General features: G+C 55.8%; 16 protein-coding genes and 1 tRNA gene. 10 read left to right on the top strand and 7 right to left on the bottom strand.

From position 1 onward, the window contains the following. Positions 1-2: 2 nt before the first annotated feature. On the bottom strand, positions 3-896 hold the full coding sequence (locus ACTWLJ_RS19950) for a DMT family transporter (protein ID WP_445178132.1): 894 nt from the start codon (positions 894-896) through the stop codon (positions 3-5). A 138-nt stretch (positions 897-1,034) separates the two neighbouring features. Here ACTWLJ_RS19950 and ACTWLJ_RS19945 point away from each other — a divergent pair, with 138 nt between their 5' ends. Both ACTWLJ_RS19945 and ACTWLJ_RS19940 read left to right on the top strand, forming a co-directional pair. Next, positions 1,035-1,472, top strand: a complete 438-nt coding sequence (locus ACTWLJ_RS19945; RefSeq protein WP_187680420.1) for an Lrp/AsnC family transcriptional regulator — start codon at positions 1,035-1,037, stop codon at positions 1,470-1,472. Positions 1,473-1,530: 58 nt separating this feature from the next. Then, positions 1,531-1,857 carry a YceK/YidQ family lipoprotein gene (locus tag ACTWLJ_RS19940; RefSeq protein ID WP_445178131.1) on the top strand — a complete coding sequence of 109 codons (327 nt, stop codon included), beginning with the start codon at positions 1,531-1,533 and terminating at the stop codon, positions 1,855-1,857. Between the two features lie 45 nt (positions 1,858-1,902). Here ACTWLJ_RS19940 and ACTWLJ_RS19935 read toward each other — a convergent pair whose 3' ends face one another. Both ACTWLJ_RS19935 and ACTWLJ_RS19930 read right to left on the bottom strand, forming a co-directional pair. Continuing rightward, the gene (locus ACTWLJ_RS19935; protein ID WP_445178130.1) at positions 1,903-3,252 is read right to left on the bottom strand and encodes a hypothetical protein; all 1,350 of its coding nucleotides are present in this window, start codon (positions 3,250-3,252) and stop codon (positions 1,903-1,905) included. Between the two features lie 421 nt (positions 3,253-3,673). After that, positions 3,674-4,345 (bottom strand): Bax inhibitor-1/YccA family protein, encoded by a 672-nt coding sequence (locus ACTWLJ_RS19930; RefSeq protein ID WP_129393287.1) that lies wholly within the window; start codon positions 4,343-4,345, stop codon positions 3,674-3,676. A 122-nt stretch (positions 4,346-4,467) separates the two neighbouring features. On the opposite strand from ACTWLJ_RS19930, the gene ACTWLJ_RS19925 reads away from it, so the two are divergent. Next, positions 4,468-4,555, top strand: a tRNA-Ser gene (locus tag ACTWLJ_RS19925). A 185-nt stretch (positions 4,556-4,740) separates the two neighbouring features. Continuing rightward, positions 4,741-4,950: a hypothetical protein gene (locus tag ACTWLJ_RS19920; protein WP_445181382.1), complete on the top strand. Its 210-nt coding sequence runs from the start codon at positions 4,741-4,743 to the stop codon at positions 4,948-4,950. A gap of 311 nt (positions 4,951-5,261) precedes the next feature. Here the strand turns inward: ACTWLJ_RS19920 and ACTWLJ_RS19915 are convergent, their stop codons facing one another. Further along, positions 5,262-5,390 carry a hypothetical protein gene (locus ACTWLJ_RS19915; RefSeq protein WP_445178129.1) on the bottom strand — a complete coding sequence of 43 codons (129 nt, stop codon included), beginning with the start codon at positions 5,388-5,390 and terminating at the stop codon, positions 5,262-5,264. Between the two features lie 67 nt (positions 5,391-5,457). On the opposite strand from ACTWLJ_RS19915, the gene ACTWLJ_RS19910 reads away from it, so the two are divergent. Continuing rightward, entirely contained in the window at positions 5,458-6,111 is a 654-nt protein-coding gene (locus ACTWLJ_RS19910; RefSeq protein WP_445178128.1) for a DUF4406 domain-containing protein, read from the top strand. 210 nt (positions 6,112-6,321) lie between these two features. On the opposite strand, the gene ACTWLJ_RS19905 is transcribed toward ACTWLJ_RS19910, so the two are convergent. Further along, a complete protein-coding gene (locus ACTWLJ_RS19905) occupies positions 6,322-6,603 on the bottom strand; it encodes a hypothetical protein (RefSeq protein WP_401209162.1) in 282 nt (93 codons plus the stop codon). A gap of 609 nt (positions 6,604-7,212) precedes the next feature. On the opposite strand from ACTWLJ_RS19905, the gene ACTWLJ_RS19900 reads away from it, so the two are divergent. Beyond that, positions 7,213-7,953, top strand: coding sequence for an NAD-dependent epimerase/dehydratase family protein (locus ACTWLJ_RS19900; RefSeq protein ID WP_445178127.1), 741 nt, complete (start codon positions 7,213-7,215; stop codon positions 7,951-7,953). A gap of 157 nt (positions 7,954-8,110) precedes the next feature. On the opposite strand, the gene ACTWLJ_RS19895 is transcribed toward ACTWLJ_RS19900, so the two are convergent. Continuing rightward, positions 8,111-9,316 (bottom strand): MFS transporter, encoded by a 1,206-nt coding sequence (locus ACTWLJ_RS19895; RefSeq protein ID WP_445178126.1) that lies wholly within the window; start codon positions 9,314-9,316, stop codon positions 8,111-8,113. A 156-nt stretch (positions 9,317-9,472) separates the two neighbouring features. Here ACTWLJ_RS19895 and ACTWLJ_RS19890 point away from each other — a divergent pair, with 156 nt between their 5' ends. Continuing rightward, complete coding sequence (locus ACTWLJ_RS19890) at positions 9,473-10,399, top strand: LysR family transcriptional regulator (protein ID WP_445178125.1); 927 nt, start codon at positions 9,473-9,475, stop codon at positions 10,397-10,399. 36 nt (positions 10,400-10,435) lie between these two features. Here ACTWLJ_RS19890 and ACTWLJ_RS19885 read toward each other — a convergent pair whose 3' ends face one another. Further along, positions 10,436-12,295, bottom strand: a complete 1,860-nt coding sequence (locus tag ACTWLJ_RS19885; protein ID WP_445178124.1) for an ABC transporter ATP-binding protein — start codon at positions 12,293-12,295, stop codon at positions 10,436-10,438. Positions 12,296-12,572: 277 nt separating this feature from the next. On the opposite strand from ACTWLJ_RS19885, the gene ACTWLJ_RS19880 reads away from it, so the two are divergent. The 3 genes from ACTWLJ_RS19880 to ACTWLJ_RS19870 are packed head-to-tail and all read left to right on the top strand — an operon-like array spanning position 12,573 to position 15,378. After that, positions 12,573-13,637: an ABC transporter substrate-binding protein gene (locus ACTWLJ_RS19880; RefSeq protein WP_445178123.1), complete on the top strand. Its 1,065-nt coding sequence runs from the start codon at positions 12,573-12,575 to the stop codon at positions 13,635-13,637. Positions 13,638-13,650: 13 nt separating this feature from the next. Further along, on the top strand, positions 13,651-14,268 hold the full coding sequence (locus ACTWLJ_RS19875; protein ID WP_445178122.1) for a glutathione S-transferase C-terminal domain-containing protein: 618 nt from the start codon (positions 13,651-13,653) through the stop codon (positions 14,266-14,268). 42 nt (positions 14,269-14,310) lie between these two features. Beyond that, on the top strand, positions 14,311-15,378 hold the full coding sequence (locus ACTWLJ_RS19870) for an AraC family transcriptional regulator (protein WP_445178121.1): 1,068 nt from the start codon (positions 14,311-14,313) through the stop codon (positions 15,376-15,378). Positions 15,379-15,466 lie beyond the last annotated feature (88 nt).

Here is a 15,466-nt window from a genome sequence, read left to right as displayed (position 1 = left end):
ACTTACTGCGCGGCCAGGCGCCGCGCTTTAAATCCCCAACCTTGTTGCATGCCGGCCGCCGCCAACAGGATCGCCGCCACGCCAACCCATTGCAGGGTTTCCAAGCGATGGCCGAAGGCGAACCAGTCAACGAAAATCGCTGCAATCGGGTAGATAAACGACAGCGCGCCGGTCAATGCGGTCGGCAATTTCTGGATCGCGCCGTACAACAGCACATACATCAAACCGGTGTGAACAATGCCCAAAGTCAGCAAACTGGCCCAGGCACTCGTGCCCTGCGGCAGTGCCGAAAGATGCGCGAACGGTGCGAGCAGCAATACCCCGGTGCAGACCTGGATCAGCGCAATCAGGTGCGGTGGCGTGCCGGTCAGGCGCTTGATGATCAACGCGGCAATCGCGTACAAAAACGCCGCACCCAATGCCAATGCAATGCCCACCAGATAGTCATTGCCGCCCTCGCCCTGTTGCCCGTGGGCACTGACGATTGCCAGCATCCCCATGAAGGAAACTGCGAGCCAGAAGAGCTTCTGCAAGGTGATTTTTTCCCCGAGAAACAGCGCCGCCAAACCTACCAACATGAACGGCTGCACGTTGTACACCGCGGTGCCGATGGCTATCGATGCCCGGGAATACGAGGCGAACAGCAACAACCAGTTGCCGACAATCGCCATCCCGCTGAGAACGGCCAGCAGGAATGTGGTTCGGGTGAGAATCCCCGGCCGCAGAAAGCCGAAAGCCGCGCAAATCAGCAACAGGGTTCCGGCGCCAAACACGCAACGCCAGAACACCACATCGATTACCGGTTGCCCCGACACCAGCACGAACCAGCCTATCGTCCCGGAAATCAGCATGGCGCCGGTCATTTCAAATGAACCGCGACGCAGGTTGTTGTCCATCAATACTCTCCCGTGTTTATGGCAAAAGTATGCCAAGCAGGCGCAGGTCTTCTCCAGCGCATAAAGCAGGCTAAACTCGGATTCTGCCTTTTTTATCGAGGGTGGATTTCAACAATTGCCTAATACCGGAGTGATGCCATGACCGACGATATCGACCAGATCCTGATCAGCGCCTTGATGGAAGATTCACGCCGTTCGCTCAAGGCCTTGGCGCAGATCAGCGGATTGTCCTCGCCGAGCGTTGCCGAACGCTTGCGTCGTCTGGAAGAGCGCGGCGTGCTCAAGGGTTACACCGTCGAGATCGATCCGAAGTGCTTCGGTTATCAATTGCAGGCTATCGTTCGGGTGCGCCCGTTGCCGGGGCAGTTGCAGGAAGTCGAGCGGCAGATCCAGTCGATTCCCGAGTTCACCGAATGCGACAAGGTGACCGGCGAGGACTGCTTTATCGCGCGTCTGCATGTACGTTCGATGGAGCAACTCGACACTCTGCTCGATCGCCTTAATACCCTGGCCGAAACCAACACGGCCATCGTCAAGAAAACCCCGGTCAAGCGCCGACTGCCACCAATGGCTTAAGTGCTTTTTCTGCACGTTCGGCGTAGATTGAGGTTTTTCCGGCGAAGGATTCGCGGTGATGAAAGTTCAGGTATTGATGTTGGCGGTGCTGATGCTTGGTGGATGCGGGACAGTACAGACCGTGGCATTCAGTGATCAGAAGGCGGCGCAGTCTTTGAAGGATAACAAGACTTACTGTGGCGCCGTGCCACGAATCTACAGCGGCGTGACCTACGATTTTTGCATGCTCAACGCAGAGCTGAAAGACGGCGTAGATGCCTTCGATTACAAGAATGCGAATCCCGGCTTGCTGATTGATGCCGCAGCGTCAGGCATTCTCGATACATTCCTGTTGCCCTACACCATCTACAAACAAGGCGCCGACGGCAGCATCATTATCGAATGATGAAAACCTCCGGATGCACGGCATCCATCCGGAGGTTACTGCGGTTTACTCAAGCAGTTGTTGCAGGCTTGGGTCACGCATGACTTTCTGCTGAGGTTGCGAATTGTCGTCGCCAGCCTTGAGCATTTTCAGCTTCAGGTTAGGCACTTTGCTGCAAGCGTTCTTGCCATCGGCATAGATACCGCTCATATCGCATTTCCATTCGAAGTAATTCACCAGACCGCCGGCCAATTGCAGGCTGTAATCCGTGCTCTTCGTCCCCGCAGTGAACGGATGCCCGGCCGGAATGTTCTGGAACCACTTCATCCATTCAGGCGAGCCGACTGGCGGCGGATTGGACTGGAACAGCGGATTCATGATTGCCACTTGTGGCGACTCCCCGGTGGCGTGGCAACTCAGACATGAGCTGTTCGGGTTGTCTACCGGACCATTCAAGCGACCATTCCAACCCAGGTGAGTCGGTGGCAGCTCTTTGGTGTCGGCGTTGATCGCCGTTTGCTGCAGCGCACTGTTGATCTTGGTGACGGTTGGCGTCGGGTTGGTGAAATCGTTGCCGGTTTCCTTCGGATCGTTACCCCACATGATCCCCACGGGTACCAGATTGTCCCAGCCGGCCTTGCCAGTCTTGGCGCCGTTGTATTGGAAGGTGCCGAAAATCCAGCCAGTGTCGCTCATGCGCGTATCACGCACGGCAATGTCCATTTGAATCAGCGCGACATCCTTCAACTTGCGGTTGGCAGAGGTGAAAGTCTCGGTGATATAGCCTTGCCACAGCACCGGGTTGACCAGAAACGGTACCGTGCTGCGGTCGACATCGGCGAACAGCGCCTTACAGACAACTGTGCCGTTAGGGAAACTGTTGGGCTGTGAGGTGTAACTCGGGTCAGGGTTATTCGGGTCCTTCCAGACCTGGCCAATGGTGTAGGAACCGATGTCGTTGTAGATGCCCACCGCGTACGTCTGCCCGGTGGCGACTTGCGTGGGAGCCAGTTGCTTGACCCCGATCTGTGCTTCCTTGGTCAGACCATGGATACCTTCACGCCCCAGCGGCCCGTAATGCTGCCACGGCATGTGATACCACTGGCGCAGCTTGTTCTTCTGCACATCCCAATTGACCTCGACGTTGCCTTCGAGGCAGTAATTCTTGACGTCCTCCATGTAGGCACGCCAGGTCTCGAAGTTGTTGTCCGGCTTGGTCGGCAGCTTCTTGAAGAAGCCCGGCAGCGGCACTTGCGGCGCCTTGGTCGGGTAATTCTGGCTCAGCTCGAACTTGGGTCCGGTATAGCTGGGAGGTGGCGCATAACCATAATCGGGATAAGTACCGGCCTGAGCGCCGGCACTGAACAGAGCGGCCGCGACGGCCAATGCTGCAAACTTTCCTTGGGACTGGTTCATCGATGATCTCCTTGATAGGGACAACGCCTGCCATGGCCCGGGATTTACGCCCGTCCTGGAGGGCCTCCTTTGTTGTTTTTGGTATCAGGGTCTCGGTTCGAACGCCGAGATCGGTTCACGGTTGAGCAGGGTTTCGGGTGGCTCACCTCCTTGATCGGGATGAATTGGCGGGCACAGTCAAACCGGACCGGATGACCAGGCATGACATGTGAGGGAAACGGGTATGGCGCAGGGTTTTCGGGGGATATTGCACACCGACTCCTGTCGATCACTTGCCGTTCTTCCTTGCTTACAGGTGTAGGTCAATTTCAGAAAAGCGCCATCCCTCTCCAATCATTTGGCTTCTAAATGGCCACTACGCTTTTTGGCAGGCGAAAAAAAACCCGCCGAAGCGGGTTTTTCATCAACGTCCGAGCTGCGATCAGTCGTCGCGGCTCATGATGCCGAAGATCTGCAACAAGCTGATGAACAGGTTGTAGATCGATACATACAGGCTGATGGTCGCCATGATGTAGTTACGCTCGCCGCCCTGAATGATGGCGCTGGTCTGGAACAGAATGCACACCGACGAGAACAGTACGAAACCTGCGCTGATCGCCAGTTGCAGGCCGCTGATCTGGAAGAAGAAGCTTGCCAGCGTTGCACCCAGCAACACGAAGAAACCAGCGGTGATGAAACCACCGAGGAAGCTCATGTCCTTGCGGGTGATCAGTACGTAGGCCGACAAACCACCGAACACCAATGCAGTCATCGCGAACGCGGAGCTGACCACTTCAGCGCCGCCCTGCATGCCCAGATAACGATTGAGGATCGGGCCGAGCAGGAAGCCCATGAAACCGGTCAGGGCAAACGCCGACACCAGGCCCCACGCGGAATCACGCAGCTTGTTGGTAAGGAAGAACAGCCCGTAGAAACCGATCAGCACCACGAAAATATTCGGGTAGCCGACTCGCATCTGCTGGGCAACAAAAGCCATCACGCCGCTGAATGCGAGGGTGAGAGCCAGTAGGCCGTAAGTGTTGCGCAGGACGCGGCTAACCTCTAGCTGCTCAGCCTGCACGCCGTTATTAACTGCGTAATCCTGTTCGCGCATGGCGACACTCCTGTTGGTTTGAAACGTTCAGTCGCAAAGATCATAACAGACGCTCTGTAACAAGCCATGCAGAGAGTTTGACAGTGTGTTTCATTCAGGTATTATGGCGCCCGCAACGCAACGGAGGTGTGGCCGAGTGGTTTAAGGCAACGGTCTTGAAAACCGTCGACTGTAACAGGTCCATGAGTTCGAATCCCATCGCCTCCGCCATATTTGTACCGACAAAGCCCTGATTATTCAGGGCTTTGTCGTTTCTGGGGTTTGGGATTTTTGCCGCAGCCACTGAGGCGTTAAAAAAGACTTTCCGCCTTTCTTCCCTTCTCTGGCGTCCTGCCGGAGGTAAAACACTCTTCATGTAATACGGTGACGCCGGGGTCTTCCGCGGAGGAAACCGCATACCAGATTCAGCTCTGCTCACTTCTCTGCTTTTCAAAATCAACCAGAACCAGCTCGCACTTGAAGCCGCCATCATGAAGCTCACCAAGTGGGTCGAAGAGCGCGGGTCATCGGACGTAGCCGAAAACGTTCGCGGCGAGTTATACGTGATCGATCACAACGGAGAGTCCATCAAAATGAGTCTGGCTGTTCTGATGGCTCCTGACTGATTGCTATAGGCCAAAAGCAGTCACCTGGATCGAGTGCATTGCGCCGGAAATTTTGGCTTCGTAGTATCACGACAGCAAACACCAGCATTCGAGACATGCCTTGGAAATTAAAATAACACTGGAAATTGAGAGAACGGCCTACGAGGAGTTCCTTAGGCTTGTAGACAGCGGTAAGTTCCAGCACCAAAGATTGGGGCAAGCGTTCTACAATCATTTCCGCCTTCATCATCTCAGCGACCAGCTAATGCTGCAGGGCCTTTACGAATCTGACGGTAAGAAAGCCCTCGGTATGATTGCTGGTATCTTCGATATTAGGTAACCAGCCCCACTCGCTCGCCTGACTCGTCGAACAGCACGTATTCGTGCTTTGCGTCCACCACACGCACGGCATTCTCGTATTCGAAAGAACGTCCATCGTGCAAATCAATTTGAACGGCCATATCTACATCCTTGAATAATGGAGAAATGCCTATGGCACATGGGCTCCGATCGTCAAGGAAGCACCTTATGCTCACAGCAACCCAAATCGATTGCTCTGCACTACGCAATAACAACCCGAAAAGCGAGCGAGTGCCGCGCGAGGTCAGGATACTGAAGGATGTCACTGCTGACCCTATGCCCAGCATCGGGCTCGCCTACTTCAAAGGCGAAGTGTCGGTGACAAAAGTCGGCCAATTCTATCTGGCATGGACGAATAGCCACGGCACCGTCGCGGCGGTAATGACGAGCGGCAGTCACCTCGGCTTGTGTCCAGCCGAGGTCGAGGTCGTTAGCTGGTACGGTCTTCCACCGGCTGCAGCACAGTCAGGCGTCACGCTTCAGAGCGATCGCAAAACTGTTTGTACCTTACAGGTCCTATGGTTGGCTTCGAGACTTCAACTTCCCAGCCTTCACCAAGATGACCACCGACCTGCGCACCCAGGGCTGCACGGTCGAGAACCCAACCGAGCACGGGTCTTCGACGGTGCGGAGTGGGCGGACTACATGGCTTACGACCTGCCCCGCCTCGGCCTGATGGTGGTGAATACCCATGATTTGGTAACGGAGGAACTATCGCAGTACCAACATCCACCGACTGATGTAAAAAGCACAGTCGCTATTTCACCCAAGCTCGGGACGTCAGCCAAAACATGCAGATCACTCGCACTGGAACAGTTTTAACTGGTGAACATGCCGGCTGGACCATGAGCGTTCACGACGATAGCACGGGTGAAACTGGTGGCTATTTCCTTTACTTGTTACAGGGCAAGCTGAACGGTTTTGATTCCTGGTTCGAAACCATAGAACAGTTAGAGCGCGAGATTTCAGAGTTCCACGTTCGCTGGGACTAGAGCTTCACCGCTTCATTTATCCCATCACCTCTCTTCAAAGTCAGACAAAAATCAGGAGGAATTTAATATTGAAGAAAATGATGATGATCGCCGTCAACAAGCCAGGTGAGCGCATAACACCCAGTAGGACGTAGATAAAGGGGTTCAACACTGCGCCGATCATGAAAAGAATCCAGGCGGGGAATCTTAAAGGGGCGGGGTCAAACAGCGCCCAGATCGTGAGCCCAAGCCAAACAGCCCAAAAAGAATACATCGTTACGCCATCTACCCGGAAAAACGCCCGCTTGAACGTGTGTACAACCTTGTCTGACTCGTTGAGCATCTGGGCCACCAAAATAACTAATTCATATCGATAGTAGCCGTAGCTTCAAAAACCTCTACTCCCTCTTCCTTCAAAGTCAGGCGCTAATCCCGGCGTTTTTCATCGTCTTTGCCTGAACTGGTTACACGACTGCGCGACAGGAGAATCTGTTGCATTGCCAGATGTGCGTCAGGATCTCCGCATTCAGCCATGCACTCAAGACAATCGCCCCCACAGTCCTGGAGCTCTGGAGAAGTATCGAGAGGTCGCTTGCAAATATTGCATGTACGCATTCTAGATTCCTGCCTCAGGGTTAAGGCTAATTTGGATACGGTCAGTTAGGCAGAAAAAAACAGCACGATTAAACACCAACTGAGCAACTGATGCGAAATACGCGCTGGCCTCCCACTACACCTCCATCTTCAAAGTCAGCCGCTATAGCGGCCAGGACGAAGTCATGCCTGAAGAAAAATTGATTGGCCCTGTCGAAGTCGTACGAGACGGGCACGGGCACGGGCACGGGCACGGGCACGGACGTTGGCAAACCCCTTGATGTACAGCAACCAAGGATGATATTCATCGGAGTTACCGAGAAACCTGAATGGAATCTCGCCCTGAGGACACACGGAAATGAGTGCGCGAAAAATCTTGGTCACGGGTGCTGCGGGCAAAATCGGCAGTGCCTTTTGGACAGCGTATGGCGATGAACTGGACTTGCGTTTAGCCGACGTCGATGTAAGTGGATTTCCGGATTCAGTAGAGCGCGTTGCCCTCGACATCCGGGATCAAGGCAACTGCCTTGCGGCCTGCGAAGGAATAGAAACCGTTATTCACCTGGCGGCTGACCCTAATGCAGATGCCGACTTCATGACCTCCGTGCTGCCGGTGAATATTGTGGGCACCTACAATATGCTGCTCGCGGCGAAGGCGCAGGGTTGCAAGCGCTTCATATTTGCCAGCAGTGCTCAAGCCATCGAAGGTTATCCCAAAGATGTGCAAGTACATGAATTCATGGCGCCTAGACCTGGCAACCTTTACGGCGTCGGCAAAGCGTTCGGTGAGGCACTGGCATCGATGTATGCAAATGATGGTCAGATGACGACCGTCGCGGTGCGCATTGCCAACGTAGCCGAATTTCATCCCGGCGAGACTCACAGCCCCAGGGATGTCGCGGCATTTATCAGTTCGCGGGATGTCGTCGCGTTACTCAGAAACTGTGTTGAGGCCGAGCTGAGCGGATTCCACGTTATCCATGGAGTTTCGGACAACAGATACAAGCGCCTTGCTATCGATAAGACCAGAGAAGTTGTTGGGTACCAGCCCCGTGATGATGCATTTGGGATTCTGGAGGGGCGCGTCCAGCCTGATTGACTGTGATTTCGAACTTGAAAGCCGTCGACTGTAAAAGCTCCATGAGTTCGAATCACATCGCCTGCGCCGTTTTATCTATTACAAAGCCCTGATTATTCAGGGCTTCGTCGTTTCAGGGGTTTGACGAAATTCTTACTGACCTTCTGATTACTGTCGCTCAAACAGAATCCTTATCGGGCTCAGCTCTCAAACTGGAAGCGCCCAGAAAGTAAAACAAGCCACCCGCAACAATGAAGAGCACGAGCATGTAGAAGATGTAGTGAGGACGCTGGGTCGCCAGTACCACGCCGCAAAGAACCGGGCCCAGTGCAGCTCCAAGGTTTGCAAGGTTTTGTGCGCCGTAATACATGCCGCGCAGGTTGTCCGGAGCGATCTTGTCGATGAACATGTATTCGGCGGGAAACACGATGATCTCGCCGAGCGTGAAGATGGCCATGGAAATGACCCACAGCAGAATAGACGTCGACAGGGCAAAACCCGCCAGACCCAGCATGAACATGCTGAGTCCTGCCGCAAGCCAAAGATTCAGGTGTTTGTGGGAGATCTTTCTGCCGATGGAATATTGCAGTCCGATCACCATCAGCGCGTTGGTAGCCACAACGGTACTGATGATCTGGTAGGTAGATTCTGGCGTGGTAGTGACCACCAGATACTGCGAAAGATAAGCAGTGAATTGGCCAAAGACCACTGCACTCAACAGTCCCCCAAGGGTGAAACAAACCAACCGATAATCCTGGAGCAATAGTTTTCCCACTGCCAGAAACGGTACGGTTTTCCGGGTTTCATCAGCGGCATTCAAGCCTCTATCGCCCCAAACGAAATAGATAAAGAAAAATCCCGCCCCCAGCCCGGCAGATAACAGGAATGGCAAGCTGATATCCAGTTTGGCCATCCCGGCGCCAAGAAAGGGGCCGACGGCATAGCCGATATTGGTCAGCGTGTATTTGATCGAGAAAACTTCGCCACGCTCGGTGACGGGAAGCAAACTTCCAAAACCGGATTTGACTGCGATATCAATGACCGCATAAGCCAGGTTGATCAATATCAGGCAGCCGTAGAACAACCAGATATCGCGAGCAACAAACGTCCCGAGAAAACCCAGCGCAAACACTGCGGTGAGGGCCAGGATCAGCCGGTAACTGGAAACCCTGTCGACCAGAAAGCCACCATAAAGGCTCAATAGCGACCCGATAATCAGCGTGCTGCCAATCACCAGACCGATATCGGCGACGCTCAGACTGAAGCTTCCGGAAAGGTAGATAACCAGATAAGGCAGGGTGATCGCTCGCGCCAAGGTCAAAATCAGCGACGCTGACAGCAGCAGATTTACCGTTGCCGGATAGTTTTTTAGCGTGGTCAGCATCCTTGCCCTCTTCGTTCAGCAGATTGTTTTTATGGCATTTGTCTGGCGCATCTTATTGATTGATGCGCTGAAACCAAGCTTACCGGGGAACTCAATTCTGATTTATGATTATTTTTACTAGCGATACGGAACTGAATTCATCAATTTGAGGCATCCATGTTTTCCTCCGAACGATTAAAAGGCATCGATGTTTTTGTCTGCGTCGCAGACTGCGGCAGTTTCCAGGCAGCTGCCGAGCGAATGAGTCTGACCGGGTCGGCAGTCAGTAAAGGCATCGCACGACTGGAAGGCAGGCTTGGCGTTCGGCTGTTCCATCGCACCACCCGACGCTTGTCATTGACGGATGCGGGAACCGCGTTTTACCGCACCTGCACCGGGGTGCTGTCGGACCTGGAAGAGGCTGAACTGTCTTTGCATGCCGAAAACAGTGAGCTTCGGGGCAGAATTCGTATTGATCTTCCGGGTGCCTTTGGCCGCCAGCAGGCGCTCCCAGTGATAATGCGGTTTGCTCAGGAACATGCGCTGCTGGTCCCGCACATCACGTTCTCCGACCGTTTCATCGACCCTGTCGAGGAGAATGTCGATATCGTTGTGCGCATCGGCGGCTCAGACATTTGGCCCGATACGCTGGGGCATCGCTACCTGGGCAGTGAGTGGCATATCTTCTGTGCGTCGCCCGCCTACCTGAGCAAACATGGCACGCCGGTGACCGAGCGTGATCTGCAACAGCATCAGTGCATCGCTTACGGCTGGACGGATGGAACCGTTAACCCCTGGAGTTTTTCAGGAAAGCACCCGGGCGAAATTGTACGCAGGGCGATAGACGCAAAGTTTGTTGTCGGGGATGGCGAAGGTCTGGTGATCGCGGTAGCGGCGGGATGCGGGATCGCCCAGTTACCTTCGTGGCTGGTCAAACGCCAGCTTGAAGAAGGGACATTGGTTGAGGTGCTTCCCCACTTGGCAACCAACGGCCTGGCGATCAATCTGGTGTGGATCAAAAGTCGACAAGCACTTCCCAAGGTCAGCGCCTTAGTGGAAACGCTTGCCGCTAATTTGATGCCGTCTGCGAACAACATCCAATGAGCATCTCTGCCCGATCAGGGTCGTGCCCCTTCTCGCTTACGCCTGATCCATCGCCTCGACGACGCCCTTGTCCTCACCCAAAAAACCACCGCTCTGATGCTGCCACAACCGCGCATAAACGCCGTTTTTCCCAAGCAACTCGGAATGAGTACCCTGCTCAATAATGCGCCCGTCATCCATGACGATTAGCCGGTCCATGGCCGCAATCGTCGACAGTCGATGGGCAATCGCGATAACGGTCTTGCCCTGCATCATTTCATCGAGGCTTTCCTGAATCGCTACTTCAACTTCCGAGTCCAGCGCGCTGGTGGCCTCGTCAAGCAGCAGGATCGGCGCGTTCTTGAGCATCACCCGGGCAATCGCGACGCGTTGGCGTTGTCCACCCGACAGCTTGATACCGCGCTCACCGACAAGCGTGTCGTAGCCAGAGTGACCTTGCCGATCGCTGAGTTGGCTGATGAATTCATCGGCCTGCGCGTTCATTGCGGCGCGGCGGACTTGCGCGTCGCTTGCATCCGGACGGCCGTAGGCGATGTTGTCGCGAATCGAACGGTGCAACAACGAAGTGTCCTGCGTGACCATGCCAATGGCAGCCCGCAGGCTGTCCTGGGTCACGTGCGCGATGTTCTGGCCGTCGATGCGGATCTCGCCGCTGTCGACGTCATAGAAGCGCAGCAGCAAGTTGATCAGCGTGGATTTGCCAGCGCCAGAGCGCCCGACCAGACCGATTTTTTCGCCCGGACGGATGTTCAGGCTCAGGCCATCGAGCACCTGGCGTTCGCCGTTGTAGTTGAAGTGCACCTTATCGAAAGTCACCGCACCGCCAGTGGTCACCAGCACGCCGGCATCCGGAGCGTCTTGCACCTTGGCGCCTTGGGTCAGCGTTGCCATGCCGTCCTGTACGGTGCCGATGCTTTCGAACAGCGAGGTCATTTGCCACATGATCCAGTTCGACATGCCATTGATCCGCAACGCCATGGCGGTGATTGCCGCCACGGCGCCGGCGCCGACATCCCCCTGATGCCATAGCCACAAGGAATAACCACCGGCCGACATGATCAACCCGACCACCAATGCCTGATTGACGATTTCGAACTGGCTGACCAGACGCATCTGGCGAAAGCCCGTCTGCTTGAAATCCTCCATCGCGGCACGGGCGAAATGCGCTTCGCGATTGGAGTGCGAGAACAGTTTCACCGTGGTGATGTTGGTGTAGGCGTCCGAGATACGCCCGGTCATCATCGACCGCGCGTTGGCCTGCTCCTGCCCGACTTTGCCCAAGCGCGGCACGAAGTACCACATGGCCAAGGCGAACAGCACCGCCCAGCCAATGAACGGCAGCATCAGCTTCAAAGCGAAACCGCCGGCCAGTGCGATGATCGCAATGAAATAGACCCCGATCCCGGGCACAATTTCGATCAGGGTGAACAGCACGTCGCGCACTGCGAGCGCCGTCTGCATGACCTTGGTGGTGACCCGACCGGAAAACTCATCGGAAAAGAAAGAAAGGCTTTGCCGCAGCATCAGGCGATGGAAGTCCCAGCGCAGCCGTAACGGAAAATTAATCGCCAATATCTGGTGCTGCACCATGGTCCGTAACGCCACCAGTCCGACGCTGGTCACCATGACGATGCCCATGCCCCACAACACCCGACTTTCCATCACAGCCGCTTCACCGCCCGCCTGCCAGGTCGAGAGCAGGTCGACGACCTGACCAAGGAAGGAAAACAGCCAGGCTTCGTAAATCGACACCGCGGCACTGAGCAGCGCCAGCGCCAGGATGTAACCGCGAGCGCCACGCGTGCAGGCCCACAGAAAACGCGCCAGTCCTACGGGTGGCGGCGGTACCTCGTCGGGAGGAAAAGGGTCGAGTCTTCGTTCAAACGCACGAAGCATGGTGGTCTCCAAAACGATCAAGTAGAGGAGATTCTGCCATTTAATAGTTGCTTTGAGGTGCCGCAAGCACGTTAGTGAAAATTCGACGCATAAAGCCTCCCGGCACCCCGCATAATTTTTATGCCTTATAGGCATCGTACGCGCAGGCTTTGTCCTACCGCTCATATGCCAAAAACAAATAAATAAATCTTTTTTTATTATTTTATTCCGTCATGCGTGCGCCGCTATATGTGCGCCTTCGATCCGGCACTTCGCTGGAGTTTGCAGGAGCATTCGTGTGATTCGAACGACGACGCTGGCCAGAATCCCCCTTTCGAAGATTGCACTTTCGTTGGCCGCATTGCTGGTGTCCAGCCTGGCACTCGCGGGCCAGGTCAAAGAAATTCGTATCGCGGTACCGGACATCAGTGCCGGCCCGACGCCCAGTGGCGCAGGAATTGTCGATGTGTTGCGCGACCGGCAAGCCCTTGAGAAAGAGTTTGAAAAGGATGACATCAAGATTCGCTGGGACTTCTTCAAGGGTGCGGGACCGGCAATCAATGAAGCCCTGGCCAACGGCCAGGAAGACTTCGCGTATCTCGGGGACTTGCCGGCAATCATCGGCAAGGCCAGTGGTCTCGACACCCGTCTGTTAAGTGCTACCGCCCGAGACGTCAAACTCTATCTCGCGGTGCAACCGGGTTCCGGGATCACCACGCTCGAAGCATTGAAAGGCAAGCGCGTAGCGATTTTCCGTGGCACCGCCACTCAGCTTTCGTTCGCTTCAGCGCTGGCACATCAGGGCCTGAAAGAGAGCGATTACAAGGTGGTCAACCTGGATTACAACGCTGCCAACGCGGCGCTGGCCGCCAAGCAGATTGACGCAACCTGGTCCGGCGCCGGCGTGATTGCCTTAAAGGCTCGTGGTCTGGCCGAACTGCCACTGACCACTGTCGACCTTGGCGGAGCCGGCAGCATGCAAGCGGTATTGCTGGGCCGTGGTGCCTTCGTCGACGAGCATCCGGAACTGGTTGCACGATTGATCAAGGCGCAGCAGCCAGCCATTACCTGGTTGCGCAACGACGCGCACAAACAGGAATACATCAATCTGGTCTCACGGCTCGCAAGTTACCCGGCGGACATATTGACGACGGATGCCGCCGATCAATCGCTGGTGAGGATTTTCGAGCCACGTCTCGATGCTCCGTTCCTCGACAACCTGCAGCGCAGTGTTGATCTGGCACTGAACGCCAAATTGATCCGTAAAGGTTTCGAGGTAAAAAACTGGGCTGAACCGAGATTCCTGAATGCTGCGCTAGAACAGACAGACACTGCCACCCAAACCCCACAAGCCAGTCGCTGAAAAAGGATTTCACATGACCACTTTGTTCATTTCCCCAGGTGCCTGCTCGTTCGCCGCCCATGTGCTGATCCACGAGTTGCAACTGCCTATCACCGTCGAGCGGGTTGCGCTCGGTCGCGAGGATTCGCCGTATCGCCAAATCAACCCGAGCGGTCGCGTGCCCGCGTTGTTACTGGATGACCAGACCCTGTTGACGGAAAACACCGCCATCCTGCCGTACCTGGCTGACCTGCAACCCGGTACGGACTTGTTCGCAGTTGCCGGATCGGTCGAGCGCGCACAGATTCAAGGCTGGCTTGGCTATGTGGCGACCGAAGTGCATGTCGGCGCGTTTCGCCCGATCAATCGCCCAGAGCGCTACAGCGTCGATGAAGCGGCGTTTCCTGGTATCCGCCAGCGAGCATTGCAACAACTGACGAACGCCCTGAAACCCATCGAAGCGCGACTGGCACAGACGGATTATCTAGTGGGAAATCGTTTTACCTTGGCCGATATCTACCTCGGCGTGTTCGCAGGCTGGAGTGCTCGCGCAGGGGTGTTGGCGGACTTCCCTGCGCTACAGGCGTTTCTCGGGCGCTATCGGGCGCGAGAATCGGTTTTGCAGACACTCCACTCCGAAGGCCTGGCCTGAGCATCACCGCAGCCCCAAATCTGAGCAGCCCGGAGAAACACCATGCCTACCACCGATACCATTGCAACCTGGGCCCAGGTTATCGCTCGCACGCTCGAATCACAGGGCATCGCCGCTGCGCCGCTGCTGCAAGAGGCAGGTATCAGCCGGTGTAATCTGCATGATCCCAACCAACGCATTGCACTCCCGTCCATGAGTGCGTTCTGGCGTGCGGCGCGGCGAAGCAGTGGTGACGAATGCTTTGGCCTGCAAGTGGCGCAGCACAGTTACCCGACAGATTTTCATGGGCTGTTTTTCGCCGCGCAAAGCAGTTCAACAGTGATCGAGGCGCTGGAGCGTGGCGTGCGTTTCGCCCCGGTAATCACCACGTCGGCGGCGATGAGCCTGGTACGAGATCCGCACACCACACGGATGATCTACGGGGTGGTCGCCGGTGCCGAGGTCGAGCAGATCGCCACCGAGGCGTCGATTGCCTGTGCGGTGCGATTTACCCGTCAGACATGGCTCGATCTGCCAATCGTGCAAAGTGTGCGACTGGCTCGCCCAACCCCGCAAGACCCACAGCGCTGGGAGCGACTGCTCGGTTGCCCGGTACGGTTCGACGCCGGAGAAAATGCCGTTGAGTACGCCAATCGCTGGCTGGATGCGCCGCTGACTACGGCCAATCACGCCGTGGCTCAGGGGCTGGACAGCGTGTTGAACGATTACCTGGAGCGCCAGCGCCGACTCAATTTGCCGGAGCGGGTCCGCGCGGTCATCATCCGCTACCTGCCCTTGGGGGAGGTGCAGCAAAGTCGCGTTGCAGATGAACTGGGCATGAGCGTGCGCAATATGCACCGGCACCTGCTCAAACATGCGACCAGTTTCAAAACACTGCTCGATGATTGTCGGCGGCAACTGGCGTTCAGCTACCTGCGCCAGACCGATTGCTCAATCAACGAAATCTGCTATCGACTCGGGTTCAATGAGCCGAGCAGTTTCAACCGTGCGTTCCGTCGCTGGACCGGGGAAAGCCCGGGGAAATGGCGTCGCGAAGACGTACCGTCATTGCCGGAGTTTTACGCGCCACGGCCGGTTCCTCAATCCCGGGCGTTTTCCATCGCCGTCTAGCTATCTGTCTGCCGCGGACCACAGGTTGTCCGCGCAGGCCCCTTTTCACTTCAGCGCAATCCTTAGCATGACAGTCCTACCGTGCCCG

The organism is Pseudomonas sp. McL0111 (genome assembly GCF_052567255.1).
Note: the sequence above shows the minus strand (reverse complement) of the source record. Positions and strands in the feature narration are given on the sequence as shown.

Bases quoted from the DNA above. Each gene is read 5' to 3' on its own strand.
- ACTWLJ_RS19950 (WP_445178132.1), bottom strand. From the start codon at position 896: ATGGACAACAACCTGCGTCGCGGTTCATTTGAAATGACCGGCGCCATG.
- ACTWLJ_RS19945 (WP_187680420.1), top strand. From the start codon at position 1,035: ATGACCGACGATATCGACCAGATCCTGATCAGCGCCTTGATGGAAGAT.
- ACTWLJ_RS19940 (WP_445178131.1), top strand. From the start codon at position 1,531: ATGAAAGTTCAGGTATTGATGTTGGCGGTGCTGATGCTTGGTGGATGC.
- ACTWLJ_RS19935 (WP_445178130.1), bottom strand. From the start codon at position 3,252: ATGAACCAGTCCCAAGGAAAGTTTGCAGCATTGGCCGTCGCGGCCGCT.
- ACTWLJ_RS19930 (WP_129393287.1), bottom strand. From the start codon at position 4,345: ATGCGCGAACAGGATTACGCAGTTAATAACGGCGTGCAGGCTGAGCAG.
- ACTWLJ_RS19915 (WP_445178129.1), bottom strand. From the start codon at position 5,390: ATGGCCGTTCAAATTGATTTGCACGATGGACGTTCTTTCGAATACGAG.
- ACTWLJ_RS19910 (WP_445178128.1), top strand. From the start codon at position 5,458: ATGCTCACAGCAACCCAAATCGATTGCTCTGCACTACGCAATAACAAC.
- ACTWLJ_RS19905 (WP_401209162.1), bottom strand. From the start codon at position 6,603: ATGCTCAACGAGTCAGACAAGGTTGTACACACGTTCAAGCGGGCGTTT.
- ACTWLJ_RS19900 (WP_445178127.1), top strand. From the start codon at position 7,213: ATGAGTGCGCGAAAAATCTTGGTCACGGGTGCTGCGGGCAAAATCGGC.
- ACTWLJ_RS19895 (WP_445178126.1), bottom strand. From the start codon at position 9,316: ATGCTGACCACGCTAAAAAACTATCCGGCAACGGTAAATCTGCTGCTG.
- ACTWLJ_RS19890 (WP_445178125.1), top strand. From the start codon at position 9,473: ATGTTTTCCTCCGAACGATTAAAAGGCATCGATGTTTTTGTCTGCGTC.
- ACTWLJ_RS19885 (WP_445178124.1), bottom strand. From the start codon at position 12,295: ATGCTTCGTGCGTTTGAACGAAGACTCGACCCTTTTCCTCCCGACGAG.
- ACTWLJ_RS19875 (WP_445178122.1), top strand. From the start codon at position 13,651: ATGACCACTTTGTTCATTTCCCCAGGTGCCTGCTCGTTCGCCGCCCAT.
- ACTWLJ_RS19870 (WP_445178121.1), top strand. From the start codon at position 14,311: ATGCCTACCACCGATACCATTGCAACCTGGGCCCAGGTTATCGCTCGC.